Consider the following 21,119-nt stretch of genomic DNA (forward strand, 5'->3'; position numbering starts at 1 on the left):
AAATATGAATTTTAATCGATTACCTCAACTTATTACTGCCTTGGCCTTACTAGGTACTGTGGGTGTAAAAGCAAAGAATCTCGAAGTTTGTGATCGTCTTCAAAAAGACATCAAGATCGAGGAAGTAGATTTTCAAACAGCTTTAAATGACGCTCAAGATTTATCTGACTCTGCAAAACACTGTAAAGCGGCCAGAAGTTATCAACTGGCACTCGTAAAAGATCAAAAGCTGGCCTTAGATCAAGGTGTTGATATCAAGTTATTAAACGAGCTATATGAAGGGAATTATTTAAATGACTATGCGAACTTTTCTCTTTCATTAAAGAAGCTAGTTAAAAATCATCCTAGCTCTGAGACAATTCATTACCAACTTGCTGACCTCTATAATCAGAACCTACCTACTGATATTAAAAATATGCCTGTTGGTAATTTTGTTAAAGAAGATGGAAGTGCAAATGATATCGTTAATGAAGCCATTATGGTTCAAGAAGACTTTTTGAGAAGCTTTCCAAATTCAATGATGCTAACAGATATCCAAAGTAAACTTAGTAATTCAAAAACAAAGCGCTTAGAGAAAACTCTATCAGACTTTAAATATGAAATTTGGCTTAATAAGAAAACAAAAGATAAAGATATCTATGAATATCAAGCAGCTCTACTCATGCAAGAGCTTTCTTCAAATGAAGACAGTCGTATAAAGGCACAGGCCCTTCTAGAGCTATTTGAATTATACAATAGTCATCAAACTAAGCTAATTGATGCGAAAGAGAGAATGGCACAAGTTGCTTTTCTTCTTAGTGAAAGTAGTAATGTTAAAGATCGTGAAGTTAGAAAAGTTCTAAAGGACCTAAAGAAAGCAGGAATTGCAGTAGCAGCGGTAAGCGAAAGCGAGCTTAATCAAGCGATACAAGATAGTAGTGAGATAAAAAAATCACTTCTTAGCGATGCAGATTTAAAAGAGCTTCTAAAAAATAAAAAAGGGCGTGATCGCTCAATCTTTATGCCAATCGAGTTCTCTGATTCAGAGAAGTCACTTATGCTTAAAACACTTGGTGTTGTAGGTGTTATGATGGCATTTGATCGCCCGCTAATGGATTTCGTACAGGATAATAAGAACGACACTCTGACGACAATTACTGACTTCACAAATAATTATGGTGAAGCGGCCGGACTTGTGCCACTAGTTGGAGCATCAATGGCCATTGGTCTTGTTTTTAAAAACGATCAATTTAAACGTGCAGCAGTAAGAAGTGTTGGCGCAGTGTTAATTGGGCAATTGGCCACTCAACTACTTAAGTCATTGAGTTCACGTGCAAGACCTCGTGAGGGGAAAGGCCCATATCACTTTGATCGAGTGAACTTTGGTCGAAATAATACGTCTTTCTCTTCAGGTCACTCTGCAGGTGCTTGGTCAGTTATGACAGTTTTCGCCACAGAATTTAAAGACACTAAAATCGTTCCAATAGCAGCTTATTCATTAGCAGCACTAACAAGTTTTGCTCGCGTGTATAAGAATGCTCATTGGTTCTCAGATGTTACTCTAGGGGCGCTTATTGGATGGATTTCCGGTAAGTTAATGTACAAATTATTTGATAAAAAACAAGACGGCCCAGTAACATTTACTCCAGTAACTGGTGACCTAAACGGTGGTGCTGTAACATACAAGGTAGAAGGTCAAAAAGATCTTAGGGCCTGGCCAATTGACTACTACAAATTAGTATTCTCACCTACTGATAACGAGAACTAGGAAGTAAATTGAAGATTGTTTTTACTCTGATATTATCAATAATCATTGCTCTAGGTACTAGCTCTAGTACCTGGGCATTTGATTTTGTGTTAGATGAAAACCATGCTGTTTTAAAAGATATTGAGAAGCTAGTTAATAAGAATTGGAAGAATCTTAAGGAGCTTCAAGAGAATGAAGAGTGGCTTGAAGCACAACTAAAACTTCAATATTTTGGAACAATCTATCAAAAAGGATGGCATGGGCCCAAGGTTCAAAGAAATATCTATCCTGCAATTAATGGTCAATTCCTAGTTGTGGACTCTGTCACACTTAATGCTCCAGTTCTGGAGCAGATGGCATATATCGGTGCGAACTTTCTATTTAAAACGCTTGTTCCCGTTTTACAGGGCGCTCCAATTGAAGAGCGTAAGTTTTCAAAAGTGACGACGGTTGATTCATACGAACAAGCAATAACTCTTAATCATATGAAGGTTAACGAACTTCCAATGACAAGAGCGAAACTTAATCAACTCAAAGATGGAGAACAAGTTAATACTATACTCATGAATGGCTTTGCTTCACGCATGAATTTAATCTGGTTAGAATTCCTTGATGTAGTCATTCCTGTTCTTGATCGCTTCGGCCCAAAAGCTAAGTTTAAAGTAATGAAGGCCTTAGATATTACCATCGAAAAAGCTGCGCAGGATATAGCGCTCATCACAATTAAAAACTTAAATGAGAGATCAAAAGGCCTAGGTTTGGGACTAAGTGTTTTCTTAGATGAAGTAATTGATCTCCCTATATCTATCGGTATCAATGGATCAGCAGGTTACTCTCCTATCGTTTTTAACTACAAGAATAAAGAAAGTAAGATCAACGAACTTGTTTACAAGGTGGATCTTAGTACAAAAGAAGGACTTGATGCTTACCTAAGCTTTCTAGCTCAAGATTTTTCTAAGCTACAAGACCTTGAAGAAAAAAGAAATCAAAGCGTTGATCTCTATATTCAAAAAGAAGGCGATATCAAAAATAGCGAGTTCAATTGGGGTTTAAATCTTCTTCTTTGGAAATCAGGTGCTCGCTATATAAAAGAAGATGGCAAGTATACAACGACATTTAATAATGGCGATGCTTACCATTACGACATTATCGAACATAAGAAAATTACTGATCATAAAGGATTTTCAGGAAAAGAAAATAGAAGCTTTGAAGTAAAAGCGATCGTTCCTACAAATGAAGATGCTATCTCTAGCTTTAGTTTGGAGCTTAGTTACTCATATTCTGATGAAATTGCCACAGGCCGTGAACTAAATAATGAGGCGCAATTTCTCTTTGAACGATACCTTGATAATGGAATGAGAATTGATTTCGATAAAAAGAAGAAGTATGGCAAGGTACAAATTCACTCTTCTCTTATGTTTTCAACAAAGGCAATTTCAGAGATTATGAATGTTGATGATTTTGATTTATGGGAATCAATCGCCTTAGCTTTTGATTATACAAATTCTCTTATTTGGATTGATGAAGCTAAAAGACGTCAATTTGAAAGAGAGAATTATGTATACAACGACTCCCATAGTGGGCAACAGAATCGCCTCTCACAAAGTGAGAAAAGAAAGCTAAAGCAGCTTGAAAACTTAAAGCTTGCAAAGAAGATTTATAATATTTTACATAAAATGCGTGTTAACGGTCTTACTAAGGAAAAGGCAGCTCTCTTAGTTGAAAGTCTTCGAAATTCTAAGCTAGGGCCAAAGCTTCAAAGAGCTATGGTCAATATCATTGGACTTAATGATCTCATGGGACAGGGATATATTAGAGGAAATCTCTACTAGTCTCATTTAACAAGTTTTTTAAGTTTCTTTCCGTGCAAGTAACAATTTTGACTATGGTCTTGGACAATTCCACATGCCTGTAAGAAAGCATATATGATAGTGCTTCCAACAAAGCGAAATCCCCTCTTTTTTAAATCTTTTGATATGGCGTCACTTAACTCTGTTTTTGAGGGATAATCTTTAAGGCCAGAAAAGCTATTATAGATAGTCTTTCCATTTGTAAAAGACCAAATATACTTATCAAAGCTTCCAAACTCCTTTTGAACTTCGATAAAGTACTTAGCATTTGAAACTGTTGACTCAACTTTTAGGCGATTTCTAATAATCCCCGGATCGAGTAAGAGTTTTTCAATCTTTGCCGGTGTGATTTTTGAAACTTTCTTCACATCAAAATTATGGAAAACCTTACGATAATGCTCTCTTTTAGTTAATACAGTTTCCCAACTAAGGCCCGCCTGTGCACCTTCTAGAATAAGGAATTCGAAGAGAGTTCGATCATCGTGAACAGGTCTTCCCCACTCTTTATCATGATAATCGACATATTGTTTATTTGATAATTTTAACCACGGGCATCTTTCTTTCATAACGATCATTATAAACCTTTTTTAAATTATAAATAAGGATTAAAATAAACCTTCATGTACTTTCAGAAAGGATAATAAATGAGTAAAGTAGTCAAAAACTTAAGCTTCTGGGTACTCGTCGCAGGTGTACTTGGATATATTTTAGGATCAATTTTTGGTGATCCACTTTGGGCAACGTCAAAAAACCCTCCAGATATTTATCAAATAATCGTTATGATTAAGGATGTCTTCATCAGTTCACTTAAGATGATGATTGCTCCGATGATTTTCTTCTCACTAATTGGTGGGATAATCAGCATAGGTGAAATCACAAAACTTAAGTCCATGGGAATGGTGACGATCACTTACTATATCTCAACAACAATCATCGCAATCTTTATTGGTCTAACAGCAGTCTTCTTCATTCATCCATGGAAAGACTCTGGAGTAACAATTAAGACTAAGGATTCAATCCAACAGCAAAAGCCTGCTAAGTTCATTGCAGAGGGTTCTAACTCAATACCACTTGTCATTAAGAACGTTTTTACAACTGCACTTGTAAATCCATTCCATGCCCTTGCAAATAATAATATTCTTGGAATTGTTACGGCAGCTCTTCTTCTAGGCTTATCGTTACTAATAGTTCATCACACCTCGAGTCCCCTTTATCAAATCGTTAAGGATCTCAATATAGTCATTAATCGGGTACTCCACTGGATTATCAATCTGAGTCCAATTGGTATTTTTGCTATCGTTTTTGATTTTAAGGTTAAGGTATCGGGAGATATTTTCTCCGAGCTTCTCTCTTTTGCCCTCTTAGTATTTGGGGCAACAATGGTACACGGGCTTCTCGTTCTTCCATCAATTGCATGGTTCTTTGGAGGACTAAACCCAATCAAACTATTTAAGAAAACGGCAAGGCCTCTACTACTTGCCCTTTCGACTGCCTCAAGTTCAGCAACACTTCCTGTAACAATGCAAACTTGTGAAGAAGAACTAGGCGTTTCTAAAGGTGTTAGTGGTTTTGTCTTTCCCCTAGGTGCCACAATGAATATGGATGGGACGGCACTATTTGAAGGGATTGCAGCTATCTTTTTGGCTAACCTTTATGGAATCGAGCTTTCAGGTGTTGCCATGTTCTCTATCTTCTTTATGGCAATGCTCTCTTCAGTAGGAGCACCAGGTATGCCTTCAGGCTCGATGTCAGGGATGCAGATGGTTCTTCTGGCCGCGGGAATTCCACTTGAAGCAATTGGTATTCTTTTAGTAATCGAGAGACCACTTGATACTTTTAGGACGGCCGTAAATGTCGAGGGTGATATTATTGGAGCAGTTGTTACACAAAGATACTTAGATAAGAAATTAACATAAAAAAACAAAAGGCCGCTTTAAGCGGCCTTTTTTATTGGAGTCTAAGAAAGTTTAATTATTTTACAACAACATCAAATGCTAAACTAACTTTATCATCAATCGCTTTGTCACCAAGGCTTTTGAAGAAAGAAGCAGAACCATACTTAAGACCAAAGTCTGTACGATTAAACTCTAGTGAACCAACAAAATTCTTACCATTTTGTGCCGCTAGAAACTTAACTTCTTTTGTCTTTCCTAAAATTGTAAGGTCAGCAGTTACTGTAAAACCTTCAACTTTTTTAATATCTAGAGTAGCTGTTGGGTACTTTGAAACATGAAAGAAGTCTTCATTTTTAAGGTGACCATTTAACTTATCTAACCACTCACCTTGAAGGTCTGTCGCAGTAAAAGAGTTCATATCTACAACAACTTTTCCTGATACTAGTTGACCTTTTTCAAGCTTAACATCACCTGATTTAATTTTAACTGTACCGAAGTGACGACCAGTTACTTTAGTACCTTGCCAGAAAACAGTAGATTTTGAAGTATCAATTTTTTCAGCATAAGTTGCAAATACAGTAAATACCGCAAGGGCCATAACCATAAGTTTATTCATAATATTCCTCCATTTGAATTATGATATAATTTTTAAAATATCTTAACAAAGTATAGAAGAAAATAAAGATCATTATTAAGGACATCTTGTGCTATAATTAGTCCATGATTTGGATAACAATTGAACAAATTAAATGCCTACAGGCGTTAGAAAAGGCCGGAAGCTTTACTAAAGCAGCCTCAGAGCTAGCTAAGGCAAAGTCTGCGGTAATTTACTCAATTAACAATCTTGAGGAACAAGTAGGCTTCGAACTCGTCGATCGCTCATCTTATAGGCCACAGATAACAACAAAAGGTCAGGAATTTCTAATCGAGGCCTCAAAGCTTACAAAGCAATATGATGAATTGATTCACAAGACTCAGCAAATTTCATCAAATGTTGAAACCAGATTATCCATTTCAGTGTCTGGAATTTATGGCCTTGAAAAACTATATCCAATTATCAAGAAGGCCATGGCCCGTTACCCATCCACAGAAATTATTCTTGAGCGTGAAATCCTAAGTGGAGAAAAAATGCTATTGAACGATAGAGTCGATTTAGCAATTTTTGAAGACCTCTCAAGTATCAAGAATTTTGACTATAAAATTATTGGTAAAGTGGATATGTATCTTGTGGTTGCAAAGGATCATCCTTTTCTTGATCTACCTAAAAACCAACAAAACTTTAAAGGCCTGGCACAATTTCCACAAATAATTCAACGAAGTACAATTCCAGATGACACAACAAATATTGGCGTGATTGAGGACTCTCTAAAGTGGAGGGTTACAGATACGCCGTCGAAAAAAGAGATTATTCTAAATGGCTTTGGTTGGGGAAGACTTCCCTATCCACTAATTGAGAAAGATCTAAAGGCCGGGCGACTAGTACACTTGAAGCATCTTGAGAGTAAAGTCCCAGTCACCTTTTGCTTAGGACACAAAAAAGAGCACCATTTAGGAGAAGTGGCCCAATATATCTGGGATTCCTTCTAAAATAGCGCAAATAAATTACCTGATTCTAGCATTTTTTCCCATTTCTTAAGCATTTAGTGCTAAGTTGCCCCCATTAACACTATAAAATTAAGGTAAGAAATGAAAACTGTTTATATCGGTAATCTCAACTACAAGATCACTGCTGAGCAATTAAAAGGTATCTTTTCACGCTTTGGCCGTGTTCAAGACGTGAACCTACTAACAATTCCGGGAACTCAAAAGAGCAAAGGTATTGCATTTATCAAGATGCAAAAAGAGCAAAGCGCACAAGATGCGATCAAGGGCCTTGATGGGACAACTCTAGACGGAAGAACTGTTAAGGTATCGATTGCTAAAGATAATTTTGAAGAGCAGAAGAAGTACAAGAAAGAGACTAAAGCAAAGGTTGAAAAAGAAGAGGCACAAGAGCTAATTATTGAAAAAAAGAAAGCTCGTCGCCGTCGTGGCCTAAATGAATTATTCGATCACCTAGGTAAGAAATAATGACGAATAATGATATTTTAAAAAAGCTTAGAATCGCATTATCTCTTAAGGATTTTGAAATTATCGAAATCTTAAAGCTAGTTGATTTTGAACTTACAAAATCTGAATTATCTGCAATTTTTAGAAAAGATGACCATCCAAATTATAAAGAATGTGGTGATCAACTTCTTAGAAAATTTCTTAATGGCCTAATCATTAAGAATCGCGGAACACGTGAAGAAAGAGAGGCCAAGGCACAAGCTTATAAGTCACAGGCCAAACCAGTAGCAAAAGCACCAATCAAGAAAAAGGCAAAATCTGATGCTCCATATAGGAAAAAACAATACACTAAAAGTTCTAAAAAAACTTCATAATGGATATACGCTAGTAGACGAAGAAAATATCCAGCAGGTATTTCTTCCAGAAAACTTTGCGCCTCTAAAAATTGAAGTGGGCTCAAAAGTTAAGGCCTTTATTTACCCAGATACTCAAGGAGAACTTGTTGCAACAACAGAGCTTCCTCTTGCAGTTGTTGGTGAGTATGCCCTATTAGATGCAATTGAAATCCAAGAATTTGGTGCATTCTTTGACTTGGGAACTTCTAAAGACCTACTTGTTCCAGGTAATGAGCAAAAAATAAAAGTTAGAAAATACGAGTCTCATATTGTTCGAATTTGTAAAGAAGAAGGTACTGGTCGAATCTTTGGGACGACAAAACTTGGAAAGTATATTGAGTCTTCAGACTTCGATATTAATGTTGGAGATGAAGTAGATATTTTTATCGCTCAAGAAAGTGATTTAGGTTTCAGAGTTATCGTAAATAAGAAATTCATTGGAATGATCTATAAAAATGAAATCTTTCAACGTGTCTCTTGCGGAAAATACTTTAAAGCATTCGTTAAAAAGCTACGTGAAGATGGGCTTGTCGATGTTGCTCTACAAGAGCAAGGGATTAAAAACCTTGTCGACTCAAAAGACATTATTATCGACTTTCTAGAAAGAAATGGTGGCTCTAGCTTCTTAAATGATAAAAGTTCTCCGGAAGACATTAAGAACTTTCTAAATATGAGTAAGAAGACGTTTAAGAAAACAATTGGAATGCTCTATAAAGACAAGAAAATTACAATCTCAGATAACGGAATAAAATTAAATCAATAACAATAAGAAAGGCCCACAAAATGTGGGCCTTCTTTTTTAAGTACTCAATTTATATAATTAAAAATTAACCTTGAACTACTTTTACATTTACGGCACATGGACCTTTAGGACCTTCACCTAATTCGTATTCTACGCTATCACCGTCATTTGGCTCTCCACCTTGAACTGATGAAATGTGGAAGAAAAGATCTCCACCGTCATCTTTTGTGATAAATCCAAAACCTTTCGCTGAATTGTAGAATTTAACTTTACCTGTACTCATTTAATTAACCTCGTAATAAAATTATTCGTTAGATACGATTTTACCCTACTGTTTGCATAATTCCTAAGAAAAAAGGAAAAAAAATTTATTTTGCTGATCCTTGTCACTTTGACAGACGCGACGCTTCAAAATGTGCTCGAAATGTACTTTCTAAGTCACTGATATTATGGGTTTCTTTAGTTGCCTTCGTTCCCCATATTGCTCCAGGCCAAGAACGATCATTTTCATAACGACAGATTATATGGACGTGAAGCTGAGAGACCATATTTCCAAGGGCCCCAATATTTAACTTTTTAGGGTGATAGTTATCGCTTAGAAAGCGACTTACTTCATTGATTTCCTCAAGAAGCGTCACCTGATCATCCCACGAGAGTTCATGAATTTCACGAATCTCTTCTCTTTTTGGAACTAAGACTGCCCAAGGATTTTCTTGATCAGGTAAAAGCATAAGCTTTGAAAGTTTCATATCAGTAATTTCTATTAAATCTTTTTTAAAAACTTCATGTAGTTTAAACATTGATACCTTCTTTTTCCTTTATCGATTTCACAACTCGATATGCAGTAGAAAAACATCCCTGTAAGAGATAGCCACCAGTTGGTGCTTCAAAGTCTAGCATCTCTCCTACAAAGTAATATTGATTATTTTTAATTGCTGACAAGTCATCATTCAATGATTCAAAACAAACACCTCCAGAAGTAGAAATGGCCTCATCCATTGGTCTGGCCCTTAATACTTCTATCTCACAATCCTTAACCATCGCTGCCAAGTAATTAACATCTTCCTGTGCTTTTGAGCGATCAAGAACTTCATAAAGTAATGAAGTTGCAATCTTATCGAAATTTAAGTTCTTTCTTAGACGATTAGTTAATGAGTCCTTATTTCTACGAGACAATTTCTCAATAACATCTTGCCTCTTTAAGTCTGGTTTGAAGTCGATGTGGAGTTTAGTCGATACTGATTTCTCTAATTCATCTCTAAGTCCGTTGGAAATAGCGTAGACGGCTCCCCCCTCAACACCGTAAGGAGTCAACATGATCTCACCTCTGGCGTTCTGGGATTCATTAGAAACAACTATATTTTTAACGAAGCCACGATCAACTTTATCTTGAAAGTGTTTAGACCAATTGATTTCAAAACCACAATTCATGGCCTTTAGTGGTGCAGTCTTCACACCGAGAGCTTCAATATACTCCATCCAAGCACCGTCACTACCTGTCTTAGTCCAGCTTCCTCCACCCATGGCCAAAATATAGTAATCAGCTTTTTGCGTCTTATTGCTATGATCGTGCTTAAAGATTAAATCACCATCAGCTGTTATATTAGTAAGACTATGTTTTAAATGAAGATGAAAATTTTCATGAGACTTTAGTGAATTCATCCATTGATGTAAGATATCAGCGGCCTTCATTTTCTTTGGAAATACTCTGCCACTAGTACCAATAAATGTCTCAGTACCAAGAGTATTTGCCCATTCGATTAAATCATTAGCATTGAAGTCTTTTAATAAAGAACGAAAGCGTGCTTCATCCTTAAAGTATTTTTTAGCAAACTCTTCTTGCTTCTCACTATGAGTGAGATTGAGACCACTATTTCCAGCGACTAAGAACTTCTTCCCGACACCACCAGTCTGTTCATACAGGTGAACCTCAATTCCCTCAATTTTAGAATTCAATAATTCAAAAGCACAGAAGAGGCCTGCGGGGCCTCCTCCAACAATGGCAACGACAACTTGATTTGACATGATAGAATACTATCACGCAAGCAAGTTGGAGAAAAGTCTAAGCAGCTTTTGACGAGATTGTATCCATATCAATTTTGTAGCGCAATGCTTCGATCAAGCGATCCACTTTCTCCTGAGATATTGGCTCATTTCGACGGGAATCATTGATTAAATCATTCCAAGCAATCACATGATCAATAACATCTAAGTCCATGTCATTTAGTTTAACAAGGGCCAATGGCCAATTTTCAAAGCTTCTATTTTCGATCTCACGATCAGTCAATAAATTCACATTTTGATGGCGTGGATCCAAAATAATTTTATTATATGTATAAATCACATCATCTTTCTTTCCTTCAATAACCTGAAAAAAGAAGCCACTATTATACATCAGTACACCTGTCACATCTCTTGCATTATTATTTCGAAATGACGAAGAGACAATCTTATCCAAGTCCTGCTCAGGCTTAAAATCGCCTGTTTTTTCACTGATATAAATGATTTGATATTCTTTGCTCATAGAGACCACCTTGCTGCACATTTGCTTTTATTATAGATGTTTCAAAAGGCAAATGAAGACAAGAATACTTAAATTGCAGCTTAATAATGAATCATTTCATTGTGCTTCTACATTGCTATACTTCAGAAAAAACTTAAGCATTTTTCGATAAAAATAGAGTCTTAAAAACTCCTTATGCTGTCCCTTCTTCACCACAGCAAACTTAATTACTGCATCATCTTCACAGTCACCGTATGTTTTAATTGTCGTCTCCTTACCACGAACAAACCATGTTGCATTAGTGCGACTTTCATCAGATTGGTTATTACATCGATTGTGATAGATCCACTTATCAACGGCCTCCTGGGCCCCGATATGCCCAAAAGGATGTTCAGGGTAATAGTCCTTACCCACAAAAGGAATGGTTTTATCTTTTGTGCCGTGGATATGAAATATTGGCACGGCCTTTACATTAGGGCATGGATCCTGTTCAATGATGACCTCACCATTTTCATCTCTAAGATCAAGAGTTGCACCCAAAACTCCAACTGCTGTAACATAATTAGGATAAGTACAGGCCATCTTATAAGAAAAGAATCCACCATTAGAATGTCCAAAGAAATAGATTCGACTCATATCAACTCGATTGAATCGAGGATCGTTTGCTATATAGTCGATAAGGTTTTTTATATAGAGAGTGTCATCGACACCGGATTTATAAAAGTCACAACAAAAATTTCCACCGTTCCAATAATGCTCACCTTCAATATCCTTACGCCCTTCTGGAGTGAGAATCATGAAGCCAAGAACGTCCTTGTAGAATGAAAGACGAGTAAACATATACTGCAGAAAAATTGAGCTTGTGTAGCCATGAACATTTACGATGAGTGGCCATTTCTCTTTTTGATAATAGCGCCGAGGCAACTCTAATAGTGCCGCAGGATGTCCTTGTTGTGACACATTTAATTTATAAGTTGTTCGAAAATGAGGGTGGCCAGCATAAACAAGAGTGGCCTTAAATAAAAAGAAGATTATCACCACCAGCGTGGCCCAGAATTTCATCATTAACTCCTTTCTGACCCCTTGTAATATCAGTATCATACTGATCTGAGCGATCCGGCTCCAGTAAAGTTGAAAGCAATAAAGTAAAAATAATATTCCTTTAACACTCCCGTAAATCCGTGGACTAATCGCATTAAATAGATTAAGCTATGGGCCGTTAATACATCTAAAATTTAAATAAGGACGATTTATGATTTCCACATCCAATGTCAGCTTAAGCTTTGGTGGCAAGAAGCTATTTGAAGACGTTAATATCAAATTTACTCCGGGTAACTGCTACGGTTTAATTGGTGCCAACGGTGCTGGTAAGTCTACATTCATCAAGGTTCTTTCTGGTGAAGTTGAGCCAAATACTGGTTCAATCAATATCACTCCAGGTGAGCGCCTTTCAATTCTAAAGCAGGATCACTTTGCGTACGAAGAAGAACAAGTTCTTCAAGCAGTTCTTATGGGTAACGAAAAACTTTTCTCAATTATGAAAGAGAAAGACGCAATCTATATGAAAGAAGATTTCAGTGATGAAGATGGAATGAAAGCAGCAGAGCTTGAAAGTGAGTTCGCTGAAATGAATGGTTACGAAGCCGAGTCTGAAGCAGGTATTCTTCTTTCTGGTCTTGGAATTGGAACTGAATACCACTACAAATATATGAAAGAGCTTACAGGGCCAGAGAAAGTTAAGGTTCTTCTTGCTCAAGCACTTTTTGGATCTCCAGATATTCTTCTTCTGGATGAGCCGACAAACAACCTTGATATCAAAGCGATTCAGTGGCTAGAAAACTTTCTTCTTAACTATGAAAAGACTGTAATTGTTGTTTCCCACGACCGTCACTTCCTAAACAAGGTTTGTACACATATTGCAGATATCGACTTTGGTAAGATCACTACTTACGCTGGTAACTACGACTTCTGGAGAAAATCTTCAGAACTTGCTCAGAGACTTCGTGCAGACCAAAATAAGAAAGCTGAAGATAAGGCCAAAGAACTTAAGGCCTTCATCCAAAGATTCTCTGCCAACGCTTCAAAGTCTTCTCAGGCGACTTCAAGACAAAAGCAACTTGAAAAGCTTGAGCTGACAGACCTTCCACAATCAACGAGAAAATACCCATTCGTACAATTCGATCCTAAGCGTGAAGCAGGAAAAGAAATTCTACGAGTAGAAGGAATCTCTAAAACGATTGATGGTGTTAAGCTACTTGATAATGTTACTTTCATGCTTAACAAAGACGATAAGATCGTTCTTCTTGGTGAAAATGACGTTGCAAAATCAACTCTTATGAAAATCCTTATGGGAGAAATGGAGCCAGATGCTGGAACTGTAGAATGGGGTGTAACAATCACGAATTCATATTTTCCAAAAGATAACTCAAGCTATTTCATGGATGGTAAGAACGACCTTGTAAACTGGCTAAGACAATACTCTGAAAACAAAGACGAAACATTTATTCGTGGCTTCCTTGGTAAGATGCTTTTCTCAGGAGAGGAAGCTCTTAAGAAGACAAATGTTCTTTCAGGGGGAGAGAAAGTTCGTTGTATGATGTCAAAGCTTATGCTTTCAGGTGCAAACGTACTTCTAGTTGACGGTCCAACAGACCACCTAGACCTAGAAAGTATTACATCAGTGAACGAAGGTTTCGAAAGATTTAAAGGTAACCTAATCTTTACTTCACATGACCATGAGTTCATTCAAACAGTAGCAAACCGTATTATCGACCTTGACCACACAACTGGAAAAGTTATTGAAGATAAGTACGTTAGTTACGATGATTACTTAGCATCAAAATCATAATTGCTATAAATACTAAAGGCCTCTTCTTGAGGCCTTTTTGTCACTTTTACCTTATTACAAGGTGAATTCCTGTAAGAAAGTTCTCTAAGTCTACTAAATCCCGTAATAAAAGATGTAAGAAAGTAAATTTCTTTAGCTAAACAAAATTTTAATTTCAAAAAAGTCATCCCCCACGTTAGAACTGGCCAAATTCAATTAAAACTCAGAGGGAGATTTATGAAAAAATTGGTTCTACTATTAGTGCTTACGGCCCTGACAGCAACGACTTTTGCGGCCCCAGGTAGAGGAAGAAGAAATAACAACGATGACGAATTAAGAAATCGTCGCTCACGTGATGCTAGATATGATAGAGACTCACGTCAAAATAGACAGCGTGACAGAAGATATGATGATCGTCGCAATGACAGACGTTATGATGACAGACGTTATGATGACAGACGTTATGATGACAGAAGATACGACGACCGTCGCACAACAAGACCTGATCCGACACGTGCCTACCGCCGCTACCGTCACACTCCAAACCGTGACTATGTAAGACACGACCGTCGATGGACATCTGCACGAGACTACCACAGAACGATTAGACCTATTTACGTTTATAATAATCGCTGGTTAAGAGTAAGTGTTTCATATGTTGATGGTTACTACTGGGATTACGACTATCCATACTTTATCTACAATGGTTACCGCCATCGCTACAGTGCTTACGATACTTGTAACTATGAACTTGTTGATAGCTGGAGTGATACAGTCGAAAGAACTTTCTACACGTATTCTTGTTCAACTGGATATGACCTTTGTGCAGATTTACGTGATGAATTAAATGACTACGAATACAATTACCGTTATTTCTGTGCCGAAAGATATAACTGGTAGATTCAATACTTATATGGGGCCACATTATGTGGCCCTTTTTTATTTTCGAATGAATCGATTAAATGAAGAAAAAGAAATTAGAATTGAAAGAACAATAATTAAAATGGCAAAGCCAATAATTTCAGTAGAACTAAAAATATAATTTAAATCAAATTGAAATTTAGCAACAGCAAAAGCAACAAGTTGACCTAACGTAATTCCTACCACAACAGCACTTACTGACATAAGCGCCATCTCCTTCATAATTGATTTTCTAATCTCGCTAAAACGAATCCCAATAATATTAATAAGAGAGATATCATCTCTTCGAGACTCTAACTGATGAGCTATCAGAGAATAAATCACAAGCAGCCCCACAAGAAAGACGATGAAGCTCATCGTAACAAGAATCTTTGTGATACTCTCCATAATTGTTGCAACTCTTTTAAGAGAGCTTTGAATATCAATTAAAGACACGTTTTGAAACTTGGCCGCAAAGTCAGATTGAAGCTGATCATTAACATCCCCCTCACCTTTGCCAATGGCCGCAATAAAAGTCTTTGGTGCATCTTCTAGAATACCTGGGCCAAATGAAATAAAGAAATTTGGTAAGAAGCTCGTCCAGCGAATCGAGCGAAAGCCTACAACTTTAGCAAGAATAGGCATTCCAAGAATATTATACTCTAGCTCATCTCCAAGATTAATACCTAGTCGACTCGCATAGCGCTGCTCAAGAGATACTTCTGCAACCTCATCTCTTTCAAAATCAAAACGCTTAGGCAAACGTCCTTCGACAATCTCCTCACCCCTTACAAGATGATCGCGGTAGCTTAAGTTTGCACTTCGGTTACGACTTCGCTGCTCCCTTTGCTCCTCTCGTGTTAAATCCCCAAGTTTTTCAGGATCGTAACCTTCACCGTTAATTTTTACCAGACGTCCACGTACCATCGGACTAATATTTAGAAGATCTAGCTTTTTATCTGTGACAAAAGTCTTCAACTCTTCAACTTGCTCAGGCTGAATATCAAAGAGGAAATAAACAGGACGCTCCTCTGCAGGCATCGAAAGTTCCGCGCCGATAATATTTTTCACCGAAGGAATTAGCGTCATGAGACTTGTTGAAATGAACAGACATAAGAAGATAAAGAGAGTCGAAATCTTATGTCGAGTCACATACTTAAAGGCCATATTAGAAGATAGACTTAGTTTAGGATTAAGTTTTCCAAGCCATGAAAGCACAAGACTTCCTACAGGAAAGAAAACTCCGATAATAATTAAGAAGACTACAATAAAAGCACTTCCAATAATTAAGCTCTCAGACAAGTAAATTGCCATCACCCAATAGAAAAGTACAATTGGGATAAATAGCAGGTAATCGGAAATATTATTAGATAAGCTTGTATCGTGATCAAAGAGTGCTTTTTGATCAACTCTCAAATAAGGAATAATTAAGGCCGGAGCTAATACAATAGTAGAAGCAACCCCAACGGCCATCGTGACAAAGAAAGTCGCTAGACTAAATTGTAACTCAATATTAATGCCAAGATTCTTACTGACCATGGTTTGAATAACTGGACTGAAGGCCGAACCAATAGCAATTCCAAGAAGTGATCCAAATAAACCTAAAAAGAAAAGTTTAAGCGTGTAGATCTTAAAGATATCCTTCTTCTTCATCCCAATGAAGCCAAGAATTGCTAGATCCTTTCTTCGCTTTAAAAGAAATCCTCTAAAAAGATAAATGAGTCCAAGCCCCGCAAGAAATAGTCCACATAATGAAACAAGACCTAAGAAATCACTTAGATAATCCATTGAGCGCCCCACTCTTTCAGAGTTAGATTGAGGAGAGCGAATACGAATTGAAGAATCGATTATTTTAGACTTTAGATTTTTCTCGGTTTTAACAAGTTCTTTGTCACTTAGTTCTTTGGCCATCTTAAAATGAAGACCTGTCCAAATTGTACTTCCAGGCTTGATAAGATCAGTTGAATCGAGAACTTCATTTTTCAAATAAAGTCTTGGTGCTAGTTGTCCCATCGAAAAGCCTGCAGAGCCATCTTCTTCGACGATTCCTGCCACTTTAAACATTTGTGATCCAATCTTTATTTCCTTGCCTACATCAAGTCCAAGTTGACCAACAAGTTCAGGATAAATAAAGACTTCATTCTCTTTTAAATCGCGAAAGCTCTTGCCACTCTTTGATCGGATATCACCATAGAAAGGAAACCCTTGACCAAGTCCTCTTATATTGACGAGTCGACTTTTTTCACCGTTAAAGAGCATCGAATACAAAGAGCGATTGCGAGTCATTTCACTATAATCGAGATTAGACTTTGCGATTTCTAAAGTATCCTTAGTAATGGCAATTCGTGAACTAACCGATATATCAGAGCCTAGAAGTGATTTTGATTTCGCTGTTAGAGCACTATCAAATGAAGACTTAAAAACTTCAATAGTTGATAGTCCAACCATTCCAATAGAGAGATTTAGAATAAAAATAATAAAGAACATTGGAGAGCTTCTAAGCTCTCGCATAACCATTTTAAGCTTCAAGACTTAGCACTCCATTTTCTAAGTGATAAATCTTCTCACACCTCTTTGCTAAATCCTTATCGTGAGTGACAAGAACAAGACTCATCTTTTCATCGCGAACAATATCAAAGATTAGATTCATGACTTCATCACCAGTATTCTCATCAAGACTTCCACTTGGCTCATCTGCCAGAAGAACACCTGGGTGAGTCACGAGAGCGCGAGCAATGGCAATTCGCTGCTTCTCTCCACCACTTAGCTGATTTGGAAAATGCGTCTTTCGGTGACTCATCCCTACTTTTTCAAGAAAGTAATCCACACGATCTTTCTGATGGCCATTACCATTTACTTCGAGCGGTAAGAGGACATTTTCATATGCATTTAGATGTTCTAATAAATGAAATTGTTGAAAGACCACACCAATATGCTTTGCTCTAAGATCTGTGATCTCTTCGCTATTTAGATCTTTGAGTGAATTATTGCGATATGAAATATCACCACTGGTAGCATCATCAATTCCACATAAGAGTGATAAGAGAGTTGATTTTCCACTACCAGATTTTCCAAGAATTGCGATGGTCTCCCCTTCGCTAACTCCAAGCTCAACACCTTTTAAAACATTGAGGATTTCTTCTCCTTGAGAAAAATCCTTTCTCACTTCTTTAAGTGATAATACTAATTCAGTCATTATAAAGCTTTCCTTATAAACGGTGCGACCGTCTTTGCAATAATCTTGTGTCCTTCCTCATTTGGGTGGATGCCATCGTCAATATTATACTGACGCTGTCCTGCTACATCCTTAAGTAAGAATGGCAGTAGTGTAACTCCCTCTTCTTTTTTTAAATCAGGAAACATTTTTTGAAATTCTTTTGTGTATTCAGGCCCATAATTTGGTGGGATCTGCATTCCTGCCAAAATAACTTTTACACCCTTACTCTTTGCAAGCTTGATAGCATTTTTTAAATTCTCTTTTGTACTCACAAGTTTAATTCCACGAAGTCCATCATTTGCCCCAAGAGCAAGTAGCATAACATCAGGTTTTCCTCTTAAAGACCACTTAAGGCGAGAAACAGCAGAAGCTGAAGTAGAACCGCTAATGCTTGCATTCATGACTTCAATTTCAATGCCTTCTTTTTTTAAGATATCTTTCACAAGATTTGGATAGGCCTTCTCTGGATCAATTCCATAACCGGCAGTAAGAGAGTCTCCGAGGAAGAGAACTTTTGGCGCAGCAAATGTTGAGAGACTAATTAATAGAACTAGTAAAAATTTATTCATAACAACTCCAATCATCTTATTTTAGGGCATCACAGCAAAAATAGCGAAGTTCATTTCGCTTTTTTACAAAGATTTAACAAAGCCTTTATTAATGCTTTGCTGGCCCTCTTTCATCAGTTAAACTAGATAAGTGAGTCAAGGAATCGAGATACTTCAAAAAATATTTGGTTATAGTGCCTTTCGCGGCAATCAAGAAAAGATTGTGGAAAGTGTCATTGCAGGAAATAACGCACTGGTCCTCATGCCAACAGGTGGTGGAAAGTCCTTGTGCTATCAAATTCCAGCACTTGCCCGCTTTGGGACGGCCATTGTTATCTCTCCCCTAATCGCTCTTATGAAAGACCAAGTTGACGCCCTTATTGAAAAAGGCGTCGAAGCGGCCTACTTAAATTCTTCAATTTCTCATAGTGAACAGGATGATATTGTGGGAAATCTTCTCAACGGAAATATTAAGATCCTCTATGTCTCGCCAGAGCGTATGATGAATGAATACTTTCAGCGAATTTTGGAGCGCATTGAGATTTCTCTCTTTGCCATTGATGAGGCCCACTGTGTTTCTCAATGGGGCCATGACTTTAGACCTGAGTATATGCAGCTTGGCATGATCACAAAGAAATTTCCCGACATCCCTCGCATTGCTCTTACCGCAACGGCAGGTGAAGCTACACGTGGTGAAATCATTCGCTGTCTAAACCTCCATGGCTCAAGTCTCTTTATCAGCTCTTTTGATCGACCAAATATTACATACGAAGTTCAAAAGAAGACAACAAAAGAAAAAGACTTCTATCGCCTCACGCAATTTGTTCAAGATAACCTTGAAGGCCAATCAGGAATCGTCTACTGCCTTTCACGTAAAGGTGTCGAAGAATGTGCAGACAAATTAGTTAAAGCTGGTTTTAAGGCCTATGCCTACCATGCGGGAATGAGTGCCAATTACCGCGAAAAAGTTCAAGAGAAATTTATCACCCAAAAGAATGTCATCGTTGTGGCAACCATTGCATTTGGAATGGGAATTGATAAGGCCGACGTACGCTTTGTTGCCCATATGGATATGCCAAAGTGTCTTGAGTCCTACTATCAAGAAACGGGACGAGCAGGACGAGATGGCCTCCCTTCTCAAGTTCTTATGTTCTATGGACTAAGAGATCTTGTTCTTTTAAAAAGAATTGCTAATAAAGGCGTTGGCGCAGCAGCTCGTCGCCGCGTAAATGAAGAAAAGCTTGATGCCATTCTTGGTTTTTGCGAGGCCACAACTTGTCGCCGCGAAGTTCTTCTTAATTACTTTAATGACCCCTATCAAGGACCATGTGGTAATTGTGATATCTGCTTAAGTGAACAGACTAAGCAAAAGCTTATTAATGCAACTGAAATTGCCAAGGCCGTTCTCACTTGTGTTTATGAAACTGACCAGCGCTACAACGTCCACTATATCGTCGATGTTCTCAAAGGAAATATTTCAGGCGTCATTCAAAAAAATGGCCACCACCATATCACAAGCTTTGGCTATGCAAGTAAAGAAGACGAAGGATTTCTTTATTCTCTTTGTCGCCAACTAATTGCCCAAGGCCATCTTAAGATGATTATGGATGGAAGCTCAGAAATTAAACTTACTCAATCGGCCATCGATGTTATCGAAGATCGCAAAGAAGTCATGATTCGTGCAGACTTTAAAAAAGGTGCACCAGCATCAAAGTCAGCTGCGACAAAAACAAAAGCAACAAAGAAGAAAGCAGTTCGCAAAAAGGCCACCACAAGAAAGAAAGCTATCGCCACATATAGGCCAAATGATGGAACTGATAAAACAATGTATGAGAATTTAAAAATTCTACGCTCTAAACTTGCCAAACAAAAACGCACACAGGCATTTAAGATTTTTCCAGACAAAACTCTTATGGAGATGGCCGCCCAACGCCCCCAAACTCTCGATGATCTCGAAAGCATCTATGGGGTTGGACCTAAGAAGCTTCAGCGCTTTGGGAAGATTTTCCTTGAGGCGCTAAATGGGGATGCTTAAACTACTTCTTACGCGAAGATAACAATTATATTCATCTACGGATTCCTCTAAATTTAATTTATGTGGTAAAATTACATATAGAGGAGATTGTATGAAAAAAGTATTACTTCAAAGCCTAATTTTACTACTAGCAAGTACAACATTTGCAGAAGACTATGGTATTGCAAGATACAATACTCTAGATAAAGTCACAGGTAGTGGAGGCATACTACTTTTTTTTCCCTGACAATGATGATGGAAGAAACCTCCTTAGATATGGACCAGGGACGCTTTATCATAAACAATCTAAAGAATGTGCATCAATCAACTTACTAGATACAGACAAACAACCACTAAAAAAGATAGGCTGTCCAAAGCATGTCTTAGAAAAACTCGAGTTAGACAAAAAAGTGCGAAAACATCAAGATTGGGCCTCTTTTAAAAATGACTTAA

The 21,119-nt window shown here is 37.4% G+C and carries 21 protein-coding genes; 11 read left to right on the top strand and 10 right to left on the bottom strand.

Going from position 1 to position 21,119, the window contains the following annotated elements; translation table 11 throughout:
* Positions 1-4: 4 nt before the first annotated feature.
* Together C0Z22_RS09135 and C0Z22_RS09140 are read left to right on the top strand one after the other, a co-directional pair.
* Positions 5-1,747, top strand: coding sequence for a phosphatase PAP2 family protein (locus tag C0Z22_RS09135; RefSeq protein WP_103218060.1), 1,743 nt, complete (start codon positions 5-7; stop codon positions 1,745-1,747).
* Between the two features lie 8 nt (positions 1,748-1,755).
* A complete protein-coding gene (locus C0Z22_RS09140) occupies positions 1,756-3,558 on the top strand; it encodes a hypothetical protein (protein ID WP_103218061.1) in 1,803 nt (600 codons plus the stop codon).
* Positions 3,559-3,560: 2 nt separating this feature from the next.
* Here the strand turns inward: C0Z22_RS09140 and C0Z22_RS09145 are convergent, their stop codons facing one another.
* Complete coding sequence (locus tag C0Z22_RS09145; protein ID WP_103218080.1) at positions 3,561-4,142, bottom strand: DNA-3-methyladenine glycosylase I; 582 nt, start codon at positions 4,140-4,142, stop codon at positions 3,561-3,563.
* A 78-nt stretch (positions 4,143-4,220) separates the two neighbouring features.
* Between C0Z22_RS09145 and C0Z22_RS09150 the strand changes: the two genes are divergently transcribed.
* Positions 4,221-5,492: a dicarboxylate/amino acid:cation symporter gene (locus C0Z22_RS09150; RefSeq protein ID WP_103218062.1), complete on the top strand. Its 1,272-nt coding sequence runs from the start codon at positions 4,221-4,223 to the stop codon at positions 5,490-5,492.
* A 55-nt stretch (positions 5,493-5,547) separates the two neighbouring features.
* Here C0Z22_RS09150 and C0Z22_RS09155 read toward each other — a convergent pair whose 3' ends face one another.
* Complete coding sequence (locus C0Z22_RS09155; RefSeq protein WP_103218063.1) at positions 5,548-6,087, bottom strand: YceI family protein; 540 nt, start codon at positions 6,085-6,087, stop codon at positions 5,548-5,550.
* Positions 6,088-6,191: 104 nt separating this feature from the next.
* On the opposite strand from C0Z22_RS09155, the gene C0Z22_RS09160 reads away from it, so the two are divergent.
* The 4 genes from C0Z22_RS09160 (at position 6,192) to C0Z22_RS09175 (ending at position 8,678) form a co-directional block, all read left to right on the top strand.
* The gene (locus C0Z22_RS09160; protein WP_103218064.1) at positions 6,192-7,058 is read left to right on the top strand and encodes a LysR family transcriptional regulator; all 867 of its coding nucleotides are present in this window, start codon (positions 6,192-6,194) and stop codon (positions 7,056-7,058) included.
* Positions 7,059-7,157: 99 nt separating this feature from the next.
* Positions 7,158-7,541: an RNA-binding protein gene (locus C0Z22_RS09165; RefSeq protein ID WP_103218065.1), complete on the top strand. Its 384-nt coding sequence runs from the start codon at positions 7,158-7,160 to the stop codon at positions 7,539-7,541.
* Positions 7,541-7,894, top strand: coding sequence for a DUF1456 family protein (locus tag C0Z22_RS09170; protein WP_103218066.1), 354 nt, complete (start codon positions 7,541-7,543; stop codon positions 7,892-7,894). The genes C0Z22_RS09165 and C0Z22_RS09170 overlap by 1 nt, the downstream gene beginning before the upstream one ends.
* A complete protein-coding gene (locus C0Z22_RS09175) occupies positions 7,842-8,678 on the top strand; it encodes a S1 RNA-binding domain-containing protein (protein WP_103218067.1) in 837 nt (278 codons plus the stop codon). The genes C0Z22_RS09170 and C0Z22_RS09175 overlap by 53 nt, the downstream gene beginning before the upstream one ends.
* 64 nt (positions 8,679-8,742) lie before the next feature.
* On the opposite strand, the gene C0Z22_RS09180 is transcribed toward C0Z22_RS09175, so the two are convergent.
* The 5 genes from C0Z22_RS09180 to C0Z22_RS09200 form a co-directional block, all read right to left on the bottom strand.
* Positions 8,743-8,940 (bottom strand): cold-shock protein, encoded by a 198-nt coding sequence (locus C0Z22_RS09180; RefSeq protein WP_021267754.1) that lies wholly within the window; start codon positions 8,938-8,940, stop codon positions 8,743-8,745.
* A gap of 103 nt (positions 8,941-9,043) precedes the next feature.
* Complete coding sequence (locus C0Z22_RS09185) at positions 9,044-9,457, bottom strand: HIT domain-containing protein (RefSeq protein WP_103218068.1); 414 nt, start codon at positions 9,455-9,457, stop codon at positions 9,044-9,046.
* Positions 9,450-10,682, bottom strand: a complete 1,233-nt coding sequence (locus tag C0Z22_RS09190; protein WP_103218069.1) for a TIGR03862 family flavoprotein — start codon at positions 10,680-10,682, stop codon at positions 9,450-9,452. Before C0Z22_RS09190 ends, C0Z22_RS09185 begins: the two co-directional genes overlap by 8 nt.
* Positions 10,683-10,719: 37 nt before the next feature.
* Positions 10,720-11,181, bottom strand: coding sequence for a BLUF domain-containing protein (locus C0Z22_RS09195; RefSeq protein WP_158246872.1), 462 nt, complete (start codon positions 11,179-11,181; stop codon positions 10,720-10,722).
* 96 nt (positions 11,182-11,277) lie between these two features.
* Positions 11,278-12,225: a PHB depolymerase family esterase gene (locus C0Z22_RS09200; RefSeq protein ID WP_158246873.1), complete on the bottom strand. Its 948-nt coding sequence runs from the start codon at positions 12,223-12,225 to the stop codon at positions 11,278-11,280.
* Between the two features lie 187 nt (positions 12,226-12,412).
* Between C0Z22_RS09200 and C0Z22_RS09205 the strand changes: the two genes are divergently transcribed.
* Together C0Z22_RS09205 and C0Z22_RS09215 are read left to right on the top strand one after the other, a co-directional pair.
* On the top strand, positions 12,413-14,008 hold the full coding sequence (locus tag C0Z22_RS09205; RefSeq protein ID WP_103218072.1) for an ABC-F family ATP-binding cassette domain-containing protein: 1,596 nt from the start codon (positions 12,413-12,415) through the stop codon (positions 14,006-14,008).
* 216 nt (positions 14,009-14,224) lie between these two features.
* Entirely contained in the window at positions 14,225-14,887 is a 663-nt protein-coding gene (locus tag C0Z22_RS09215) for a hypothetical protein (protein ID WP_103218074.1), read from the top strand.
* Between the two features lie 39 nt (positions 14,888-14,926).
* Here C0Z22_RS09215 and C0Z22_RS09220 read toward each other — a convergent pair whose 3' ends face one another.
* Genes C0Z22_RS09220 through C0Z22_RS09230 form a run of 3 tightly spaced genes read right to left on the bottom strand, consistent with a single transcriptional unit; the run spans position 14,927 to position 18,673 of the window.
* Entirely contained in the window at positions 14,927-17,416 is a 2,490-nt protein-coding gene (locus C0Z22_RS09220; RefSeq protein ID WP_103218075.1) for an ABC transporter permease, read from the bottom strand.
* Positions 17,406-18,083: an ABC transporter ATP-binding protein gene (locus C0Z22_RS09225; protein ID WP_103218076.1), complete on the bottom strand. Its 678-nt coding sequence runs from the start codon at positions 18,081-18,083 to the stop codon at positions 17,406-17,408. Before C0Z22_RS09225 ends, C0Z22_RS09220 begins: the two co-directional genes overlap by 11 nt.
* Positions 18,083-18,673, bottom strand: coding sequence for an arylesterase (locus C0Z22_RS09230; RefSeq protein ID WP_103218077.1), 591 nt, complete (start codon positions 18,671-18,673; stop codon positions 18,083-18,085). The genes C0Z22_RS09225 and C0Z22_RS09230 overlap by 1 nt, the downstream gene beginning before the upstream one ends.
* A gap of 130 nt (positions 18,674-18,803) precedes the next feature.
* On the opposite strand from C0Z22_RS09230, the gene recQ reads away from it, so the two are divergent.
* The gene (gene recQ / locus C0Z22_RS09235; protein WP_103218078.1) at positions 18,804-20,687 is read left to right on the top strand and encodes a DNA helicase RecQ; all 1,884 of its coding nucleotides are present in this window, start codon (positions 18,804-18,806) and stop codon (positions 20,685-20,687) included.
* Between the two features lie 91 nt (positions 20,688-20,778).
* The gene (locus C0Z22_RS16335; RefSeq protein ID WP_255407618.1) at positions 20,779-20,913 is read left to right on the top strand and encodes a hypothetical protein; all 135 of its coding nucleotides are present in this window, start codon (positions 20,779-20,781) and stop codon (positions 20,911-20,913) included.
* The last annotated feature ends 206 nt before the right edge of the window (positions 20,914-21,119 follow it).

Source organism: Halobacteriovorax sp. DA5 (assembly GCF_002903145.1).
Taxonomy (GTDB): domain Bacteria; phylum Bdellovibrionota; class Bacteriovoracia; order Bacteriovoracales; family Bacteriovoracaceae; genus Halobacteriovorax_A.

Excerpts from the sequence above, each read along its gene's own strand:
- C0Z22_RS16335 (WP_255407618.1), top strand. The coding sequence starts at position 20,779 with ATGAAAAAAGTATTACTTCAAAGCCTAATTTTACTACTAGCAAGTACA.
- C0Z22_RS09175 (WP_103218067.1), top strand. The coding sequence starts at position 7,842 with ATGCTCCATATAGGAAAAAACAATACACTAAAAGTTCTAAAAAAACTT.
- C0Z22_RS09185 (WP_103218068.1), bottom strand. The coding sequence starts at position 9,457 with ATGTTTAAACTACATGAAGTTTTTAAAAAAGATTTAATAGAAATTACT.
- C0Z22_RS09160 (WP_103218064.1), top strand. The coding sequence starts at position 6,192 with ATGATTTGGATAACAATTGAACAAATTAAATGCCTACAGGCGTTAGAA.
- C0Z22_RS09200 (WP_158246873.1), bottom strand. The coding sequence starts at position 12,225 with ATGATGAAATTCTGGGCCACGCTGGTGGTGATAATCTTCTTTTTATTT.
- C0Z22_RS09150 (WP_103218062.1), top strand. The coding sequence starts at position 4,221 with ATGAGTAAAGTAGTCAAAAACTTAAGCTTCTGGGTACTCGTCGCAGGT.
- C0Z22_RS09195 (WP_158246872.1), bottom strand. The coding sequence starts at position 11,181 with ATGAGCAAAGAATATCAAATCATTTATATCAGTGAAAAAACAGGCGAT.
- C0Z22_RS09215 (WP_103218074.1), top strand. The coding sequence starts at position 14,225 with ATGAAAAAATTGGTTCTACTATTAGTGCTTACGGCCCTGACAGCAACG.
- C0Z22_RS09190 (WP_103218069.1), bottom strand. The coding sequence starts at position 10,682 with ATGTCAAATCAAGTTGTCGTTGCCATTGTTGGAGGAGGCCCCGCAGGC.
- C0Z22_RS09230 (WP_103218077.1), bottom strand. The coding sequence starts at position 18,673 with ATGAATAAATTTTTACTAGTTCTATTAATTAGTCTCTCAACATTTGCT.
- C0Z22_RS09135 (WP_103218060.1), top strand. The coding sequence starts at position 5 with ATGAATTTTAATCGATTACCTCAACTTATTACTGCCTTGGCCTTACTA.
- C0Z22_RS09145 (WP_103218080.1), bottom strand. The coding sequence starts at position 4,142 with ATGAAAGAAAGATGCCCGTGGTTAAAATTATCAAATAAACAATATGTC.
- C0Z22_RS09155 (WP_103218063.1), bottom strand. The coding sequence starts at position 6,087 with ATGAATAAACTTATGGTTATGGCCCTTGCGGTATTTACTGTATTTGCA.
- C0Z22_RS09170 (WP_103218066.1), top strand. The coding sequence starts at position 7,541 with ATGACGAATAATGATATTTTAAAAAAGCTTAGAATCGCATTATCTCTT.
- C0Z22_RS09225 (WP_103218076.1), bottom strand. The coding sequence starts at position 18,083 with ATGACTGAATTAGTATTATCACTTAAAGAAGTGAGAAAGGATTTTTCT.
- C0Z22_RS09165 (WP_103218065.1), top strand. The coding sequence starts at position 7,158 with ATGAAAACTGTTTATATCGGTAATCTCAACTACAAGATCACTGCTGAG.
- C0Z22_RS09205 (WP_103218072.1), top strand. The coding sequence starts at position 12,413 with ATGATTTCCACATCCAATGTCAGCTTAAGCTTTGGTGGCAAGAAGCTA.
- C0Z22_RS09180 (WP_021267754.1), bottom strand. The coding sequence starts at position 8,940 with ATGAGTACAGGTAAAGTTAAATTCTACAATTCAGCGAAAGGTTTTGGA.